Annotated in this window: 15 protein-coding genes; 7 read left to right on the top strand and 8 right to left on the bottom strand. The window is 59.6% G+C overall.

Annotated elements, in window-relative coordinates; translation table 11 throughout:
- Window positions 1-66: 66 nt before the first annotated feature.
- The 7 genes from urtA to F3H35_RS06650 form a co-directional block, all read right to left on the bottom strand.
- Window positions 67-1,350 (bottom strand): urea ABC transporter substrate-binding protein, encoded by a 1,284-nt coding sequence (urtA, locus tag F3H35_RS06680; protein WP_149778860.1) that lies wholly within the window; start codon window positions 1,348-1,350, stop codon window positions 67-69.
- A gap of 570 nt (window positions 1,351-1,920) precedes the next feature.
- Window positions 1,921-2,736, bottom strand: a complete 816-nt coding sequence (locus F3H35_RS06675; RefSeq protein ID WP_149778859.1) for a phosphodiesterase — start codon at window positions 2,734-2,736, stop codon at window positions 1,921-1,923.
- Window positions 2,733-3,563 carry a metallophosphoesterase gene (locus tag F3H35_RS06670; protein WP_149778858.1) on the bottom strand — a complete coding sequence of 277 codons (831 nt, stop codon included), beginning with the start codon at window positions 3,561-3,563 and terminating at the stop codon, window positions 2,733-2,735. Before F3H35_RS06670 ends, F3H35_RS06675 begins: the two co-directional genes overlap by 4 nt.
- Before the next feature lie 62 nt (window positions 3,564-3,625).
- Window positions 3,626-4,873, bottom strand: coding sequence for an ABC transporter substrate-binding protein (locus tag F3H35_RS06665; protein WP_149778857.1), 1,248 nt, complete (start codon window positions 4,871-4,873; stop codon window positions 3,626-3,628).
- Window positions 4,874-4,978: 105 nt separating this feature from the next.
- Entirely contained in the window at window positions 4,979-5,941 is a 963-nt protein-coding gene (locus F3H35_RS06660) for a carbohydrate ABC transporter permease (RefSeq protein ID WP_149778856.1), read from the bottom strand.
- Entirely contained in the window at window positions 5,938-6,912 is a 975-nt protein-coding gene (locus tag F3H35_RS06655) for a carbohydrate ABC transporter permease (RefSeq protein WP_149778855.1), read from the bottom strand. Before F3H35_RS06655 ends, F3H35_RS06660 begins: the two co-directional genes overlap by 4 nt.
- A 3-nt stretch (window positions 6,913-6,915) precedes the next feature.
- Entirely contained in the window at window positions 6,916-8,070 is a 1,155-nt protein-coding gene (locus F3H35_RS06650) for an ABC transporter ATP-binding protein (protein WP_149778854.1), read from the bottom strand.
- Window positions 8,071-8,177: 107 nt separating this feature from the next.
- On the opposite strand from F3H35_RS06650, the gene F3H35_RS06645 reads away from it, so the two are divergent.
- The 7 genes from F3H35_RS06645 (at window position 8,178) to F3H35_RS06615 (ending at window position 14,805) form a co-directional block, all read left to right on the top strand.
- Complete coding sequence (locus F3H35_RS06645; protein WP_149778853.1) at window positions 8,178-9,101, top strand: LysR family transcriptional regulator; 924 nt, start codon at window positions 8,178-8,180, stop codon at window positions 9,099-9,101.
- A gap of 92 nt (window positions 9,102-9,193) precedes the next feature.
- A complete protein-coding gene (locus F3H35_RS06640; protein ID WP_149778852.1) occupies window positions 9,194-10,315 on the top strand; it encodes an extracellular solute-binding protein in 1,122 nt (373 codons plus the stop codon).
- Window positions 10,316-10,389: 74 nt separating this feature from the next.
- The gene (locus F3H35_RS06635) at window positions 10,390-11,499 is read left to right on the top strand and encodes an ABC transporter ATP-binding protein (RefSeq protein WP_149778851.1); all 1,110 of its coding nucleotides are present in this window, start codon (window positions 10,390-10,392) and stop codon (window positions 11,497-11,499) included.
- Window positions 11,496-12,914 carry an ABC transporter permease gene (locus F3H35_RS06630; RefSeq protein ID WP_149778850.1) on the top strand — a complete coding sequence of 473 codons (1,419 nt, stop codon included), beginning with the start codon at window positions 11,496-11,498 and terminating at the stop codon, window positions 12,912-12,914. Before F3H35_RS06635 ends, F3H35_RS06630 begins: the two co-directional genes overlap by 4 nt.
- 47 nt (window positions 12,915-12,961) lie before the next feature.
- Window positions 12,962-13,741: an ABC transporter permease gene (locus F3H35_RS06625; RefSeq protein WP_223228336.1), complete on the top strand. Its 780-nt coding sequence runs from the start codon at window positions 12,962-12,964 to the stop codon at window positions 13,739-13,741.
- A gap of 47 nt (window positions 13,742-13,788) precedes the next feature.
- Window positions 13,789-14,430: a hypothetical protein gene (locus tag F3H35_RS06620; RefSeq protein ID WP_149778848.1), complete on the top strand. Its 642-nt coding sequence runs from the start codon at window positions 13,789-13,791 to the stop codon at window positions 14,428-14,430.
- Window positions 14,431-14,562: 132 nt separating this feature from the next.
- Entirely contained in the window at window positions 14,563-14,805 is a 243-nt protein-coding gene (locus F3H35_RS06615) for a hypothetical protein (RefSeq protein WP_149778847.1), read from the top strand.
- Window positions 14,806-14,813: 8 nt separating this feature from the next.
- Here the strand turns inward: F3H35_RS06615 and F3H35_RS06610 are convergent, their stop codons facing one another.
- Complete coding sequence (locus F3H35_RS06610; RefSeq protein WP_149778846.1) at window positions 14,814-15,362, bottom strand: tetratricopeptide repeat protein; 549 nt, start codon at window positions 15,360-15,362, stop codon at window positions 14,814-14,816.
- Between the last annotated feature and the right edge of the window lie 63 nt (window positions 15,363-15,425).

Raw genomic sequence — 15,425 nt, 5'->3', positions numbered from 1 at the left:
GTCCTGATCGGGGAAATGGAATTGATGGGCCGCGCGGGACATGACGCCCCGCGCGGCGCCGTTACCTTAGTAGTTCGAGGTCATCTGTACGCAGGTGCTGGTTTCGACATTGTACATGCCGCAGCCCAGTTCCTTCCAATCGCTTTTCAGAACGGCACTATCGGGCAGGTGATCGGTCCACGCATCACCGGGCACCTCTTCCGTCTGGCTGATGATATCGAACTGACCGTCATCGCGGATCTCACCGATCAGCACCGGCTTGGACAGGTGATGGTTGGCGTTCATCACCGCCATGCCGCCTGTCAGGTTGGGGAATTCCTGCCCCCACATCGCCTCGCGAACGGCATCGACGTCGGTGGTGCCTGCGGCCTCAACGGCGTTCACCCACATGTTGAAGCCGATGTAATGGGCCTCCATCGGGTCATTGGTCACGCGGGCCGTATCGCCGATATAGTCATGCCATGCGCTGATGAACGCTGCATTTTCTGGCGTATCGGCGGACTGGAAGTAATTCCAAGCCGCAAGGTGACCCACAAGGTTCGACGTATCGAGACCCGACAATTCCTCTTCGCCGACCGAGAAGGCAACCACGGGAATATCCGCTGCGCTGACATTCTGCGCGGCCAATTCCTTGTAGAAGCCCACATTCGCATCACCGTTGATCGTGGAGATCACGCCAACCTGCTTGCCCGATGCGCCAAGAGCCACGACATCCGACACGATCGTCGCCCAGTCGGAATGCCCGAAGGGTGTATAGTTCACGAAGATGTCCTCTTCGGCCACACCCTTGGATTTCAGATATGACTCCAGAATGTTGTTGGTGGTGCGGGGATACACATAGTCGGTCCCAAGCAGTGCGAAGCTTTCGACGCCAAGCTCTTCAAGGAAATAATCCACGGCCGGGATCGCCTGCTGATTGGGCGCGGCACCGGTGTAGAACACATTCTTCGACGATTCCTCACCCTCGTACTGAACCGGATAGAACATCAGCCCGTTCAGCTCTTCAAGCACCGGCAGCGCCGACTTGCGGCTGACGCTTGTCCATGAGCCAAAGATCACATCCACTTCGTTCACAGTCAGAAGCTCGCGGGTCTTCTCGGCGAAGAGCGGCCAGTCCGAGGCCGGATCGACCACGACCGCTTCGATCTCGCAGCCCAGCACGCCGCCCTTGGCGTTTTGCTGCTCGACCAGCATCAGAACCGTATCTTTCAACGTGGTTTCCGAGATTGCCATCGTGCCGGACAGCGAATGCAGAACGCCTACTTTTACGGGGCAATCCTGCGCCAGCGCAGGTGCGGAAAATAGTGCGGTGGTTGTGGCCAGGCTGGCCAGCAATGTCTTGGTATTCATTATGCTCTGAACTCCCAGTGTCAGGGCTGCGCTTGCGTCGGAGATCGGGTTTCCATTCACCTTACCCCCTGCTAAATTCGCGCGGCAGCATTTCCATGTTGCCACCGTCCAGCGGTATCTAGTCTGCCCGGACCTGAGCCGCTGGTCGGTGTCTGTGTCCACGATCGGACAGAGCAACCTAAGCGCCATAAATCCGCAGGAGCCACGAGACGGTCTACGCCGCCTGACGCCCAAAGGGGCATTTTGATTAATCTATGGGCGAAAATATCCTTGGCGCCTCTTTTGTGTGCGCCGATCCCGCATCCAAAATGCTGCGCCGCGGCATTCACCCCGGTTCACCAGAAGATGCGTCTCTTCACCCGAGTCGATGACAGGGACCAAGAACGGCTCTGATCATCCGGGTTTCCTTGCCCGATGAGACCAACGCGCCCGCCTCAAAGTTCACCTTTTTCAGCCCGCACGCCGCCGCATGACGCGTTACCCGATGCGCCAGACCCGTTTCGCGGCGCGACCGGTCCTTTCACGCGGGTCGGATCGGGTTTGCCCTTGCCGACATCCTGACCGATTATGTCACGGGTCCCCGACACCAGAGCGCGCGGCGGACAACGGGAAACGTCCCGAGGGGTCGGTGAAGTCGTGCATATGCACCACAACCGAATTATCGCTCACCAGCACGACGCCGTAGGCGGGTGGCTCGAGATTGCCGATGACGCCAGCCTCGCTGCCCTGCATCTCCAGCGCGACCTGATGCGCCAGGCCGCGCATGCATGAGAAACTGATACCGCGCCAGTTTCCGAAAATGGGGCGATGCAGATGCCCGAAAAACAAATGTCGGATACGCGGCACGTGCGGGGTCAGCACGTCGTGGAACAGATCGCTGTCCTGCAGCATGATGCGGTCCATCATCGGCAGGCCAAGCGCCAGCGGCGGATGATGCATGAACAACAAGACCGGTCCCGGCGCATTTCGCAATTGCGCGTCCAGCCATGCGCGGCGCTTGGCGCAATAGGCGCCCGCGTGGGTGCCCTCGGCCTTGGTGTCCAGAAGGATGCAACGTGCGTACGGAGTATCGAAAACCGTCTGGACGAACCCGTTCTCGTCACGCGGAAGATCGGGAAAGGTCATCCTCAGGCCCTCGCCCTCGTCATGGTTGCCGACCATCAGATGCACCGGCATCCGCAGCCGCTCAATTCCCGCCCTGAACGCGGTATAGGCGGCAGGGTCGCCCCAATGTGTCATGTCCCCGGTCAGAACGACGAACTCCGCGTCGCCATGTTCGGCGTTGATGGAGTCGACAGCGGCCTCCAGCCTCTGTGACGGATCAAGCCCGAACAAGGTTTGCCCCGCTGCGATCACATGCGTGTCGGTAAGGTGGATAAACTTCATGGCAATGCGGACGCGGGTTTGGCCCAATCGCTCCAACCGGTGCCGACAGCGAAAACCGGCCCGTCCCACGCAAAGGGGATCTGGTGAATCGTCGTATCGCCTTCATGCAATCCGATCACGCAATAGGATGGCTCTCGCGGGGCGCCCTGCAGCAGTTCAGGTTCCGCCATGTCCGGCATCGACTGATTGCCCGTAGAGGGCACCGAGGCGAAGGGCACACCGCGGAACGTGCCATGGATCGGGGCATGAACATGGCCGAAATGGATAAAGTCGATGCGGTCCCGATACTCTTGGATCAGGGCGGCAAAACCTGCGCGATGCTCGGGGATCAGCGCGATCAGATCCTTGGCCGGCACGCCGGTTCGCATAGGATTGTGATGCATGAAGATCCGCGCGCTCTGCGCCGCGTCCAACTCGCTCCGAAGCCATTCAAGACGATCCGCCCCAAAATGGCCCGCATGGGTCTTTTCCTGCACCGTGTCCAGATAGATGAACCGCGTCTGCTCGATGGTCTCGGCATGATTGACATAGCCATTTTGATCGACCGGATGATCCCCGAAGACACGCCGGAACGTAGATCGGTCGTCATGGTTGCCGATCATCAGCCGCACTGGAATGGCCTGCTGATCAAGCACAACCTTCAGCGCCTCGTATGCCGCCGCCTCGCCCCAGTGAGCAAGATCGCCTGTGATGATCAAACGGACGGCATCGGCATGATGCAGGTTGATATGTGTGATGGCCGCAGCAAAACGTGCATGCGGGTCCAGTCCCCCCATGCGCTCCCCCGGCACGGTGAGGTGGATATCCGAGATATGGACAAGTTTCATGATGTTCTTTCAAGGACTGTCCGGGCGCCCTGCTGTCAGGCGCCCGGAGGTGAGGCTGGAAATCAGCTGTTCGGCAGAAGGTCGTTCACTTCCTCGACCAGCTCTTTCTGCAGCTCTTTCATGTCGGTGGCGTCGCCCGTGACAATGCGCTCCATCCCGTCATAGATCACCTGCGTGATCGCGAGACCGTTGTCTCCGGGATAGGCGAGCCAGTCGCGCAGCAAGGGGAGCTGGTCGACGGCTGTGCGCTTGTTGGGGTTCTGCTCATAGAAATCAGCAAGGATGATTTCATTGGCGGCCTTGTTTGGCGGCATGTAGCCGGTGGTCTTGGCCACTTCCGCCGCCCCTTCGCCCGAAGTGATGAACTTCAACCAGGCCCAAGCCGCATCGCGCACGGCAGGGTCTTCGGACTGGCTGGTCAGCATCGCGGCATTGCCGCCTGCGGGCAGGCCCTTGGGTGCGGTGCCCATACCCGGAAACGCCCCGGTGCGAAGTTCGAAATCACCCTGACTGCGCTCGACCGCGCCCAGTGCCGAGGTCGACCAGAACATCATGCCGATATCGCCCGCCGAGAACGAGGCCAGGGCCGCTTTCCATTCCAGGTTCTGCATCTCGCACTTGGTCACGATTTCCTGGATCTGCTCCAGCGCCTGCAACGCCTCGGGGCTGTCCAGCGTGACCTTGCCATCCTCGACGATGGCCTTGTCCTGGCTCCACATCATCGCCTGCATGAACCAGTTGCCGGTGATGTTCCATCCCCAGAAGATCGGATTGGCGATGCCATTGGCCTTCATGGTCTCACAGGCCGAAATCACCTCGTCCCAGGTGGACGGAATCTTGTCGATTCCCGCGGCATTGAGAATGTCCATGTTGTAATAACCGACGGGCAGCGAAATCGAGAATGGCAGGCCATAGACCTGATCGTCGAAGGTCGACAACGACAGCATCGCCTGATGATAACCATCCTTTTCAAAATCCGCCTCTTTGGCGATGAACGGCTCCAGCGATTGGGCGATCCCCTTTTCGACAAGGATTAACTGGCGATTCAGACCGTGCATGGTCACATCCGGCAGATTGCCCGACACGGCCTCGCGCAGGATCGTGTTGGTGCCATCCTCGTAGGATTCATACGTGGCGCGGAACTTGACCTCGATATTGGGATGCGCCTCCTTGAAGGCGGGCATCATCGCCTCGTAGGTCACATCGAACAGATGGCTGTAGGGATAGGCGAACTCGATCGTCACCTTGTCCTCGGCACAAACCGCAGTCGCGGTCAGGGCGAGGGCTATTGCCGTTGTCGTGATTTTCATGTTTTCTCTCTCCATTGACGAGACCGTTGCGGTTTGGCGACTACTGCGGTCTCTGGTGTGATCCCTTTCGGGATTTCTGGAGCAGGTCGCGACATCAGTCGCGGCCTACTTCATTCCGGATAGTGTTATTCCTTCGATGAACCGCTTCTGGGCCAGCAAGAAGGCCACAATCAGCGGGCAGACGATCACCGTGGCAGTGGCCATCATGGGTCCGAAGAAACTGCCATCGCCATCGCCCTTGAACTCTCGCAATCCCAACGGTGGCGTGAACAGCTCCCGGCTTCCGGTCACCACGATCCGCGGCCAGAAATAATCGTTCCAATGCGCCACCACCGAGAAGATGGCGAAGGCCAGCAAGGCCGGTACTGCCGTCGGCAGCATGACCCGCCACACGATCGAAAACTCTGTCATTCCGTCCATGCGCGCGGCATCGATCAGGTCATCCGGCACGGTCATGAAGAACTGCCGCATCAGGAATATCCCGAAGACCGAAATCGTCCACGGGACGACAAGCGCCGCGTAGGTATTCGTCAGCCCCAGCTTGGCCAGCATGATATACAGCGGCAGCGCGATGGCGTGGACCGGGATCAGCAGACAGAACAGCACCAGCGAGAACACCGCCTCCCGGCCCCAGAACCGCAGCTTGGCCAGCGCATAGGCAGCAGGCAGCGCAACCAGCACCTGAATGACGAAAATCGAGACCGTCACGATCACGCCGTTCAGCAGATAGCGCAGCAAAGGAGCCTCGGTAAACGCCATTGTATAGTTGAATACGGCAGGCCGCATGGCGCAGTCGGCCTCCGCCTCGGTTATCAGGGCATCTCGAATCTCCCTGTCGGTCAGGCCGGGAAAACGCTTGGCGGCGCTGGCCACCTCATCTCGGTTCGGGTCCCGCAGCGCCACGCAGCGTTCGTCGATCATCATCTCCTGTCGGCCGAAAAAGCCCCCCTCGCCCCGGTCGATTTCACCCGGGCTTTTGAGCGAATAACTCAGCATCATGTAGAACGGGGCGATGACGACCAGCGCGCCAAGGATCAGTATCAGGTGCTTCCACCAGTCGCGTGTCATCCGTAATGCACCTTGCGTTCGACCAGCCACCGCTGGATCAGGGTCAGAAACATGACAAAGCCAAGGAACACGACGGTGATTGCCGACCCGATGCCGATCAGGTTCTGCTGCACACCTTTTTCGAAGATCGCGAACATCATGACGTAGGCCGATTTGTTCGGACCTGCGCCCTGCGGCCAGAAGGCCTCGATCGTGTCAAAGACCTGAAACGCGCGGATACAGCTGATCGTGACCACGAACACCGTCGTCGGACCAAGCGCAGGCCATGTCACCAGGCGGAACCGCTCCCAGGCCGATCTGGCGCCATCCATTTCCGCGGCGTGATACAGCTCGCGGTGAACACTGGTTAGCCCGGCCAGATACAGCACCATGTTAAAGCCGAAGCCCTGCCAGATGCCGACAAAGCACACCACCCAGATCGCATAGCGCTGATCACCCAGCCACAAGGGGAAGCCGCCCTCGCAGCCCTGCGCCATGAACGGCCAGATAGCCTCCAGAAATGTGCCACACCCCATTTCAATCGTTCTGTTGACCATGCCGATGGTCGGGTGCAGCATGAATTCCCATGCGATCGCCATCGCCAGCAGGGTCGCCATGACGGGCAGAAAATATATCGTCTTGTAGAGATCGCGAAACCGCCCCACCGACGTGATCAGCAATGCCGCCCCAAGACCAAGCCCGACTGAAAGAGGAACCACCGTCACCACATAGGTGAACGTGGCCACGAACATCTTTTCATAGGTCGACCGCGTGAACAGCTTTTCGTAATTCTCCAAACCCACCCAGTTGAAGCCGGAATTGCCCAGCGCGTAATCCGTAAAGGACAAAACCAGCGCCACCAGCACCGGACCCAGCAGGATCAGGCCCATCAGCGTGATCGCGGGTGCCGTCAAAAACCAGCCCGTACGGCGCTGGCTTGCTTCAACCGACCTCGCGGCCGGCGCGGCAACGGGGATTTCTGTAACCGCCATCGCTCAGGCCACCTGATGCGCGGCGCGCGCTGCTTCGATCACAGGCCTCAGGCGCTTGCCTGATGTGTCGAACAGCAGCGCATCGCCAATGTCGAAATCAAGACCGACCGTCGCGCCAAGTCCCAGGCGCCTCCGAGCCGATGGATCAGCGCGCAGCACGACACGCTCCGACAGGCCTGGCACCTCGATCTGGGCAAAAACTTCCGACCCGAGGTTCTCATGATGGGCGACGACCCCGGTTAGAACGGAGTCCGCCCCACTCAGCCGCAAGGCCTCGGGCCTCAGACCAAGGCGGATACCCGGCTGATCGGCCACCCGCGTCAGCCGTGCGATATCCCGGTCCAGCACCCGCAAAGAGCCACCGTTCAACTCGGCGGGCAGAATGTTGATCTTGGGCGATCCGATGAATTCGGCAACCCGGATATCCTCGGGGTCTTCATAAACCAGGTCTGGCGCATCACATTGCAGGATCTGCCCTTCCATCATGACGGCGATCCGGCTCGACATGGTCATGGCTTCGACCTGATCGTGAGTCACATAGATGAATGTCGCCCCAAGGCGGCGGTGCAGTTCGGCGATCTCGCCACGGGTCTGCACACGCAGCTTGGCATCGAGGTTCGATAATGGCTCATCCAGCAGAAAGGCCGCAGGGTCACGCACCAGTGCCCGGCCAAGTGCCACACGCTGCCGTTGACCGCCAGATAACTGTCCGGGTTTGCGATCAAGCAACGTCTCGATCTCGAGCGTGCTTGCCGCCTTGCGCACCTCGGCATCGATCTCCCGGTTGCGCTCTGCCGCACCCGGCATCCAGCGCCCGACCAGCGGCAGCCGCTGCACCGCGCCCATGGTCCGCATCCGCAGGGGGACGGCGATATTGTCCGCCACACTCAAGTGAGGGTAAAGCGCATAGGATTGAAACACCATTGACAGGTTCCTGTCCGCCGCGCGCACACCCGCAACGGATCGACCTGCAATCACGATATCTCCCGCGCTTTGCGATTCCAGTCCGGCGATGATCCGCAGCAGCGTGGATTTTCCGCACCCTGATGGCCCGACGAGCGCGATGAACTCACCATGTCGGATATCCAACGAGATGCCCTTGAGAACCTGCGTCTCCCCAAAGGATTTGACCACGCCATCTATATGCAGATCAGCCATCTGATTCCCCCTGTTTCATGGGAAGGCTAATTCGCTTTGGCTTCCGATTTATGACGTCATATTAGTGAAACCTATCGGTGCTACCGGTGTCGCAAAGGAATATTGCTATGCGCCCGAACCACCACCATTTTTCGGCCTTCGCCTACGTTGTGCGCGAAGGAAGCTTTTCCGCCGCTGCAGCACGGCTCGGCGTGACCCAATCAACCATTACGCAGCATGTCGCCAAGCTTGAACAGGACGTGGGCACGCAATTGCTGGTGCGGGGGCGCAATGGCGTCCGTGTCACCCGCACCGGGCAGGAATTCTATGAGCTTGCAGACAAGCTGGTGGCGCTTGACGCGACGATCTGGGAAAAGCTCGAGGGATACGCATCGATGAAAGCGGGGCGCATCAGGGTCATCGCCAACGCCCCGCAACCCGCACTCAGGATCATTGGCCGCTTCAACCAACTTTTCCCCGATGTGAACATCGACTTCGGCCTGTATGACTGGACGACGGCCACCGGTATGATCCGCAATCGGCTGGCCGATGTCGGGATCATCACGGATGCACCTCTGTCCGAGGAATGGGATCGCCATGTTCTGCAATCCACACGCTATGTGGCTTATTTACCCGCCACGCATGTCTTGGCCACTCAGGATGAGGTCTCTCTGGCTGACCTATCCGCGCATACGGTCATCTTGCCGGAAACCGGGTCGCTGACGCAGCGCGTCGTATCGGCGAAAGCCCGTGAACTGGGCCTCAGCTTTCCGCGCAAGGTTTGCATGACGACCTTCCCGGTGATGTGCGAGGCTGTTCTGCAGGGTATCGGCGTCGCGATCTTTCTGCGCAACAGCAGCCTGATCGTTGACGGGATCGTGGAATCCAGAATTTCCGAGTTGGATGCCGAGCACAGGACATTCCTGGTCGCCACACGCGACCGCGCGCAACTGCGTCTGATCCGTGAATTCACGTCGGCCGCTTTGTCCAACATGGACCCCGAGACCGAGTGTCACGACGAGACATCGATTTCGTACCATACGTCACCATAATGTTGCAAAACGTTCACCTTTCTGAAGCGAAGCGGCGGTAGGCGAGAACCTCAGCCAAGGATGGCTTAATCTGAAATCGTGAGGACGTCTCAATGACAATCACCCGTCGTACCGCACTCCAGCTGGGCGCAGCCGCCCTCTCCGCACCGGTTATTCTGCGCGCCAGTGACGCGCTGGCCTCGTCCGGCTCGGTCAAGGTTTTCGCATGGCAGGACTACGTCCAGCCCAATATCGCCGAAGCATTTGAAAAAGAAACCGGAATCACGCTGGAGCTGACCACATACGGCTCCAATGACGAGGCGGAATCGACCGTCCGCGCAAACGGCGGCAAAGGCTTTGACGTCGTGTTCCCGTCGATCACCAACGCGTCGGGCTACCTTGACGACAACGGCGACAGCTTCTTCGCCCCGGTCCCTGCAGAAGTGAACAGCGACGCAATCATCCCGTCCTTCCTGCGCGACAGCGCCACCCTCGGCGGCGTGCACGCAGGCGATCAGATCCTGCTGCCCTTCAACTGGGGCACCGAAGGCGTGACGCTGAACCGCTCGACGCTGGCGATCGACGACGCAGATCTGTCCTATGGCGATCTGTGGCGCAGCGAAGCCAAGGGCAAGGCCGCGTTCCGCCAGAAATCCGTGATCATGGGTACCGGTCTCTATCTTGATGCCATCGGCGAAGTTCCCTCGAACCGCATGCTGGATGTCTACAAATCCGAAGAGGACGCGCGCCGGGTCTGGGGCGAAGTGGCCAAGTGGATCATCGAGCGCAAGGACAGCTACGGCGCTTTCTGGAACAACGCGACCGAAGCCACCGCCGCCTTCAAGGAAGCCGGCTGCATCATCGGTCAGACCTGGGACACGACCGGCCTCTTGCTGAACCGCGAAAACCCCGACTTCGTCTACCGCGCGCCCAAGGAAGGCATCATCACTTGGCTGGACAGCGTCGGCATGCTCAAGCAGGCCGAAAACAAGGCGCAGGCGATCGAGTTCATCAACTTCATCCTGAAGCCGGAAGTCGGCGGCATGTTCGCCAACAATACCGGCTACAACTCGGCGGTTGCTGGGGCCGCGGATTTCGCAACACCGGAATTCAAGCAGCAGTTCAACGAAGTCTACACCGCCGACGTTCTTGGCAACATGTGGTGGTGGCAGGCCGACACGCCGTTCTTCGCCCCTGTGCGTAATGAGTTCGTCGAGATCATCACCAACGCGTGACCTGTTCTACGTCAAACCAAGGACGGCCCCTGATCATGGGGGCCGTTCGCAACTTATCGGGACAGAAAATCGTAATGCACGGTAAAGACGTTTGCCTCCAAGGCGTGTCGATCACCTACCCAAACGGATTTACAGCCGTAAAGCCAACCGATTTGACAATCGGGGCAGGTGAGTTCTTCTCGATCCTCGGTCCATCGGGTTGTGGCAAGACAACAATCCTGCGGGCTGTGTCGGGCTTTGTCGAACCCTCTGCGGGCCGGGTGCTGATCGGTGGAGAAGATCAGCGCGGCATCGGCCCGAACGGTCGTCCAACTGCCCTGATTTTCCAGAACCTAGCCCTTTTTCCGCTGATGCCTGTTTGGGAAAACGTGGCCTTCGCGCTCGAGGCGCGCGGCATACCCCGCAAAGAACGGCGTGCGCGTGCGCATGACCTTTTGGAACTGGTCGCACTGCCCGATCAGGCTGACAAGATGCCGGGCGAGTTGTCGGGGGGCCAGCGTCAGCGCGTGGCAATTGCTCGTGCCCTTGCAGTGGAACCTGCAGTTCTCTTGCTGGACGAACCGCTGTCCGCGCTCGATCTCAAGCTTCGTCAGCACATGCGCGCGGAGTTGCGGGCGATCCAGCAGAAAACCGGCGTGACTTTTATATACATCACCCACGATCAGGGCGAGGCGCTGACCATGTCCGATCGCGTCGCCGTAATGAATGACGGCGTGGTCGAACAGGTCGGAACCGCCGATGAAATCTACTCCGATCCCCGTTCGGCCTTTGTGGCCTCTTTCGTGGGCGAGGTGAACGCGTTCTACGGGCGTGTCGTGGCGCTGGACGACAGGATGGCCAGCATCGACACGCCTCATGGTCTTTTGCGCGGACGGCATACGGGCGCCTTGACGCAGGGCGATCAGGCGATCCTTTTCGTGCGTCCCCAACAAGTGGAGTTTGGCGAGGATTCAGGCGCAAACCGGTTCTCGGTCATGCTTGAACGCCGTAGCCTCGAAGGTGCGTTCCTGACGTTCGAGACCCGCACAGATAATGGCGCGCGGATCATCATCCACCAGACCAACAGCGGCCCATCACCCGTGACCACCGACAGCAGTCTTCAGGTCAGCTTTGCACCCGACGCCGCCGTGGTGCTGCCGGATGGCCCCGTCGCAAACACCGGCATCGAGACTGCGGCCCAATGAGCGGGCTGTTGCGCGGATACGGGCGCGGTCTGGTCGCGCTTTTCTTCGCTGCGGTGGTGGCTTGGTCACTCCTGCTTATCATACTGCCCCAGCTGACGATGTTGGAACGCGCGGTCACCGCCCCCAAGCGGCAGCTGGACAGCTCTATCGCATTCCAGCTTGAGCGCGATGCACAGACATGCGTGTCTGTTCTTGAAACCCATCTGGCGGCTCAGGATGCGGCCGATACTGCCGATCAAGGCGGAATGGCAGTTCCATCCATGTCAGGGATGGCAGTGCCGTCGATGTCGGGCATGGCAGTACCTTCCGCATCGGTGATGACCAACCAAGCGACTGGCGCGGATGCCCCGGTGCGGCCCTATATCCTTCAGTGTGACCGAGCGACGACCCGTCTTCGCATGGTGCGCGGCGCCGATGAACCGCCGGTTTGGCTGAACGAGCTTTATGATCTGCCGCTACTGGCCGTGACGGATACCGCGCCGATCACCGATCAGATGGCCGCCGCACAAGAGATCGCAGCTTTGGCCAAAGAGCTGGCCGTAGACATCCAGCAACTGGAAGCGAACGCTTTTCCCTACACCACAAGCAATTTCGACGCCCTTCTGGCGGCTCGCGCCGTTCCCCTCTCAGCCGAGCAGAGGGCGCAGGAAAACGCCAAGCTGTCCGATATGATGCTGCGACTGACCGGATTGCGTTTTGATCGTGATGGCCAGACCTATGAGCGCATCGGCCTTGTCACGCTATCCCGAACACTCGTCTACGCAATGGCCGCTACGGCGCTGGCCTTGGTGCTATGTTACCCGATCGCTTACAAAGTGGCTCTTGCAACAACGCCCGAACGCGCGGTCTGGCTGTTTCTGGGGCTGGTCATCCCCTATGCGATCGTCGAGTTGATGCGGGTCTATGCCTGGACCACGATCATCGACAACCAAGGCATTCTGAACGGTGTCATGCAATGGGCGGGTCTGATCTCAGAGCCGGTACAGTTCAAAAGGATGCCGGGTACGATCTTCATCGTGATCGTCTACACCTACGTGCTGTTCATGGTGTTTCCGATCTATAATGTCATGTCCACTCTCGACCGCAATCAGATCGAAGCGGCTCGCGATCTTGGTGCGAATGCCCTCAGGGTCCATGCCCGTATCATCATCCCCCATGCCAAACCCGGCATCGCGGTCGGCTGCATCGCTACCTTCATGCTGGCGGCTGGCGCCTTCTCGGTTCCCAGGATCATCAGTCGCGGCCTGCAATCTGAGTGGTTCAGCCAGACGATCTACAACAAGTTCTTCGAATCCGAGAACTCGAACGTCGGCGCGGCCTACTCCTTCACTTATACAATCGTCTGCTTTCTGATTGTGGCTCTGTTCATGTGGGCCATGCGTACGAGGCTCAAGGATTTCGCGAGAGTTCAATGACATCTCAACGGATTTTAACCACTTATACATGGGCGTTTCTTGCCTTCATGTTCGCCCCCCTTCTGTTGATGGTGGTCTCCTCCTTCAATGATGCCTCCCCACCCACAGTCACCGACTGGAAGGGGCTGACCGGCAAATGGTATGCCTTCTTCTGGATGCCACAAGACGCGCTCCGCGCCGACGAGGTGCTGCGCTCGCTGGATCGCGACAGGTTCATAGGCTGTTTCGGGAATTCGCTCGTAGTGGCAGCGTTTGTGGTGCCGTTGTCGCTTTTGCTGGGACTGGCCGGAGCGGTTCTGCTGACGCGCTGGCGCAGCAGAGCCAACGGAATGCTGTGGTGGGTGCTCTTGTCACCGATGCTGGCGCCAGGGATCGTGCTTGGCTTGTCGGCGCTTGTGTTCTGGAGCCGCCTTGGGGTGAATGCGGGGCTTTTCACGATCATCATGGCCCAGACGACTTTCGTCGCAGGTTATCCCATGCTGGTTCTTATGGCACGCTTGCAGCGCCAGCCGGTCGAGCTGGAAGAAGCCGCGCTTGATCTGGGGGCCACGCCATTCCGCGTCTTTCGCAGGCTAACACTGCCTTATCTCGCGCCGGCCTTGATTTCCGCCGGTGTAATCGCCTTCATGGCGTCGATGGAGAACTACAACACAACGATGTTCGCCAAGGGCGGTGCCTGCACTTTCGCCACCGAGATCGGCGCCATGGCCCGCAATCCCAATGGTCATCCGCCCGTCATCAATGCGGTTGGGACAATCATCATCGCCTTAACCGTTATTGCCGCCACACTTCACACCTGGCTGTCACGCCGTGAGGCGATCAAGTGATCCGGGCGCGCTGTCACCCAGCACTTGCAGGGCTGTTGCCTGAACCGATGCCTGCTGCGCGCGCGCTGCCCAACTGGTTTCGCGCCATGCCAAGCGAAGTCACCGCACCATCGCTCGGTGGTGAAGCGGTGCGCACCTTCAAACACTGCCCGCCGATGATCGACGCCATGTCTACCGGTATCATCATGCCGCTGGTGACGGACCTGACCATCACCGAAAATCAGCTGTCATGGGACTGGGATCCCCCGATCCTCGACGATGCCCGCATCTCGCGCGCGCCTGTCGGGCTGCATGTGCCTGAACAGACCACAGGCGCCCCGTTCAGAGCCGCATCCAATGCCGTGATCAAGTTTCTGAACTTCTGGACACTCGAAGCGCCCGAGGGCTGGTCGCTGCTCTTCACCCATCCGTTCAATCGCGAGGATCTGCCGTTTCGTACGCTCACCGGGCTGGTGGATTGCGACTTGTTCAAAGATGGCTACGTGCACTTTCCCGCGATCTGGACGGATGCCAATTTTTCCGGCGTCGTGTCACGCGGCACGCCCATAGCACAGGTCATCCCCGTGCCGCGCAATGGGCCCGCACTCGAAATCGGCCAGATGAGCCCTGCTCAGATCGCCCGCAACCGCACCACACAAGAAGCACTTTCCAGCGACCGGGGAGTGTACCGCAAACGGTTCAGGCATTAATTCTTTACAGACAATCCGGTGATATGTGACACTTTTGTGAAGCAACATCGGAGCAGTCTCATTCGCATCGTCTCATTTCTGATCCTGACACTTCTGGCGCCGTCCGCTCATGCGGACCCTAATTCCGGCACCATGACGGTCACCGACCATTATGAGACCCGTCGAGATACCTGCACGAGTTGGATGCTGACAGATTACCCAAGCGGGCTTGATGAAACATGGTGCCGGGCCGAGTTTGCCCTGCCTTCTGCCTTCCTGATCAAATGTTCCAAGGCACAGCAGGTCGGGTTCAGCAGCCAGACGCAGCGCGAGGCGTGTCGCCTGATGTTTCTGCGTGCCGCTGGCGAAACAGCCAACGGCTATGTCCTGAACTGACCACTCCACTACAGGTTCATCGGAAATGAACCCTTTGAAACGCGCACCAATGTCTTGAGGACAGCAGCCCTGTCTGGATGCGTTTCCAGCAATGCCACCCGCATCGCCTCGGCCTCGGGATCGCCGGTCTCGGCGGCAACCCTGTACAGCGCCAGTGCCGCCTCGGGATCACCGGGAAAGGCCCGCCAAGCGCGCCGCGCAATGTCATAACGGCCAAGCCGCAAGGCCACACGCCCCAGGTTGCGCCGCGCATCTGCATCGTTCGGGACAAGCGTCAAAGCCCGTGAAAACGCTGTGAAGGCGGTCTCGAAATCCTCGACACCAAGTGCCGCGCGGCCCAGTTCGAACCACGCTGCATCATGTCCCGGCGCAACTTCGGTCACGCGCTTGAGTTGCAAGATCGCTTCGGGGAAGCGGCCCAGTTCGATCAGGACCTTGCCATAGTTATAGATCAGCGACGGATGCGACCGTGGTCCTTCGACCAACGGTGCCAGCATTGCGGCAGCCCCGACCCAGTCGCCGGCCTGCAAAAGGGCCTGTATTCTTTCAACCATCATGCGCCAGTCTTATTCAGTCTTCATGACGGAATTGTCACAATTTTTTTGCGCACGCCGGATAGA

Origin of the sequence: Roseovarius litoreus (assembly GCF_900142765.1) — a bacterium.
Classification (GTDB): Bacteria; Pseudomonadota; Alphaproteobacteria; order Rhodobacterales; family Rhodobacteraceae; genus Roseovarius; species Roseovarius litoreus.
The sequence above is the reverse complement of the archived record's forward strand: the minus strand, read 5'-3'. Positions and strand labels throughout refer to the sequence as shown.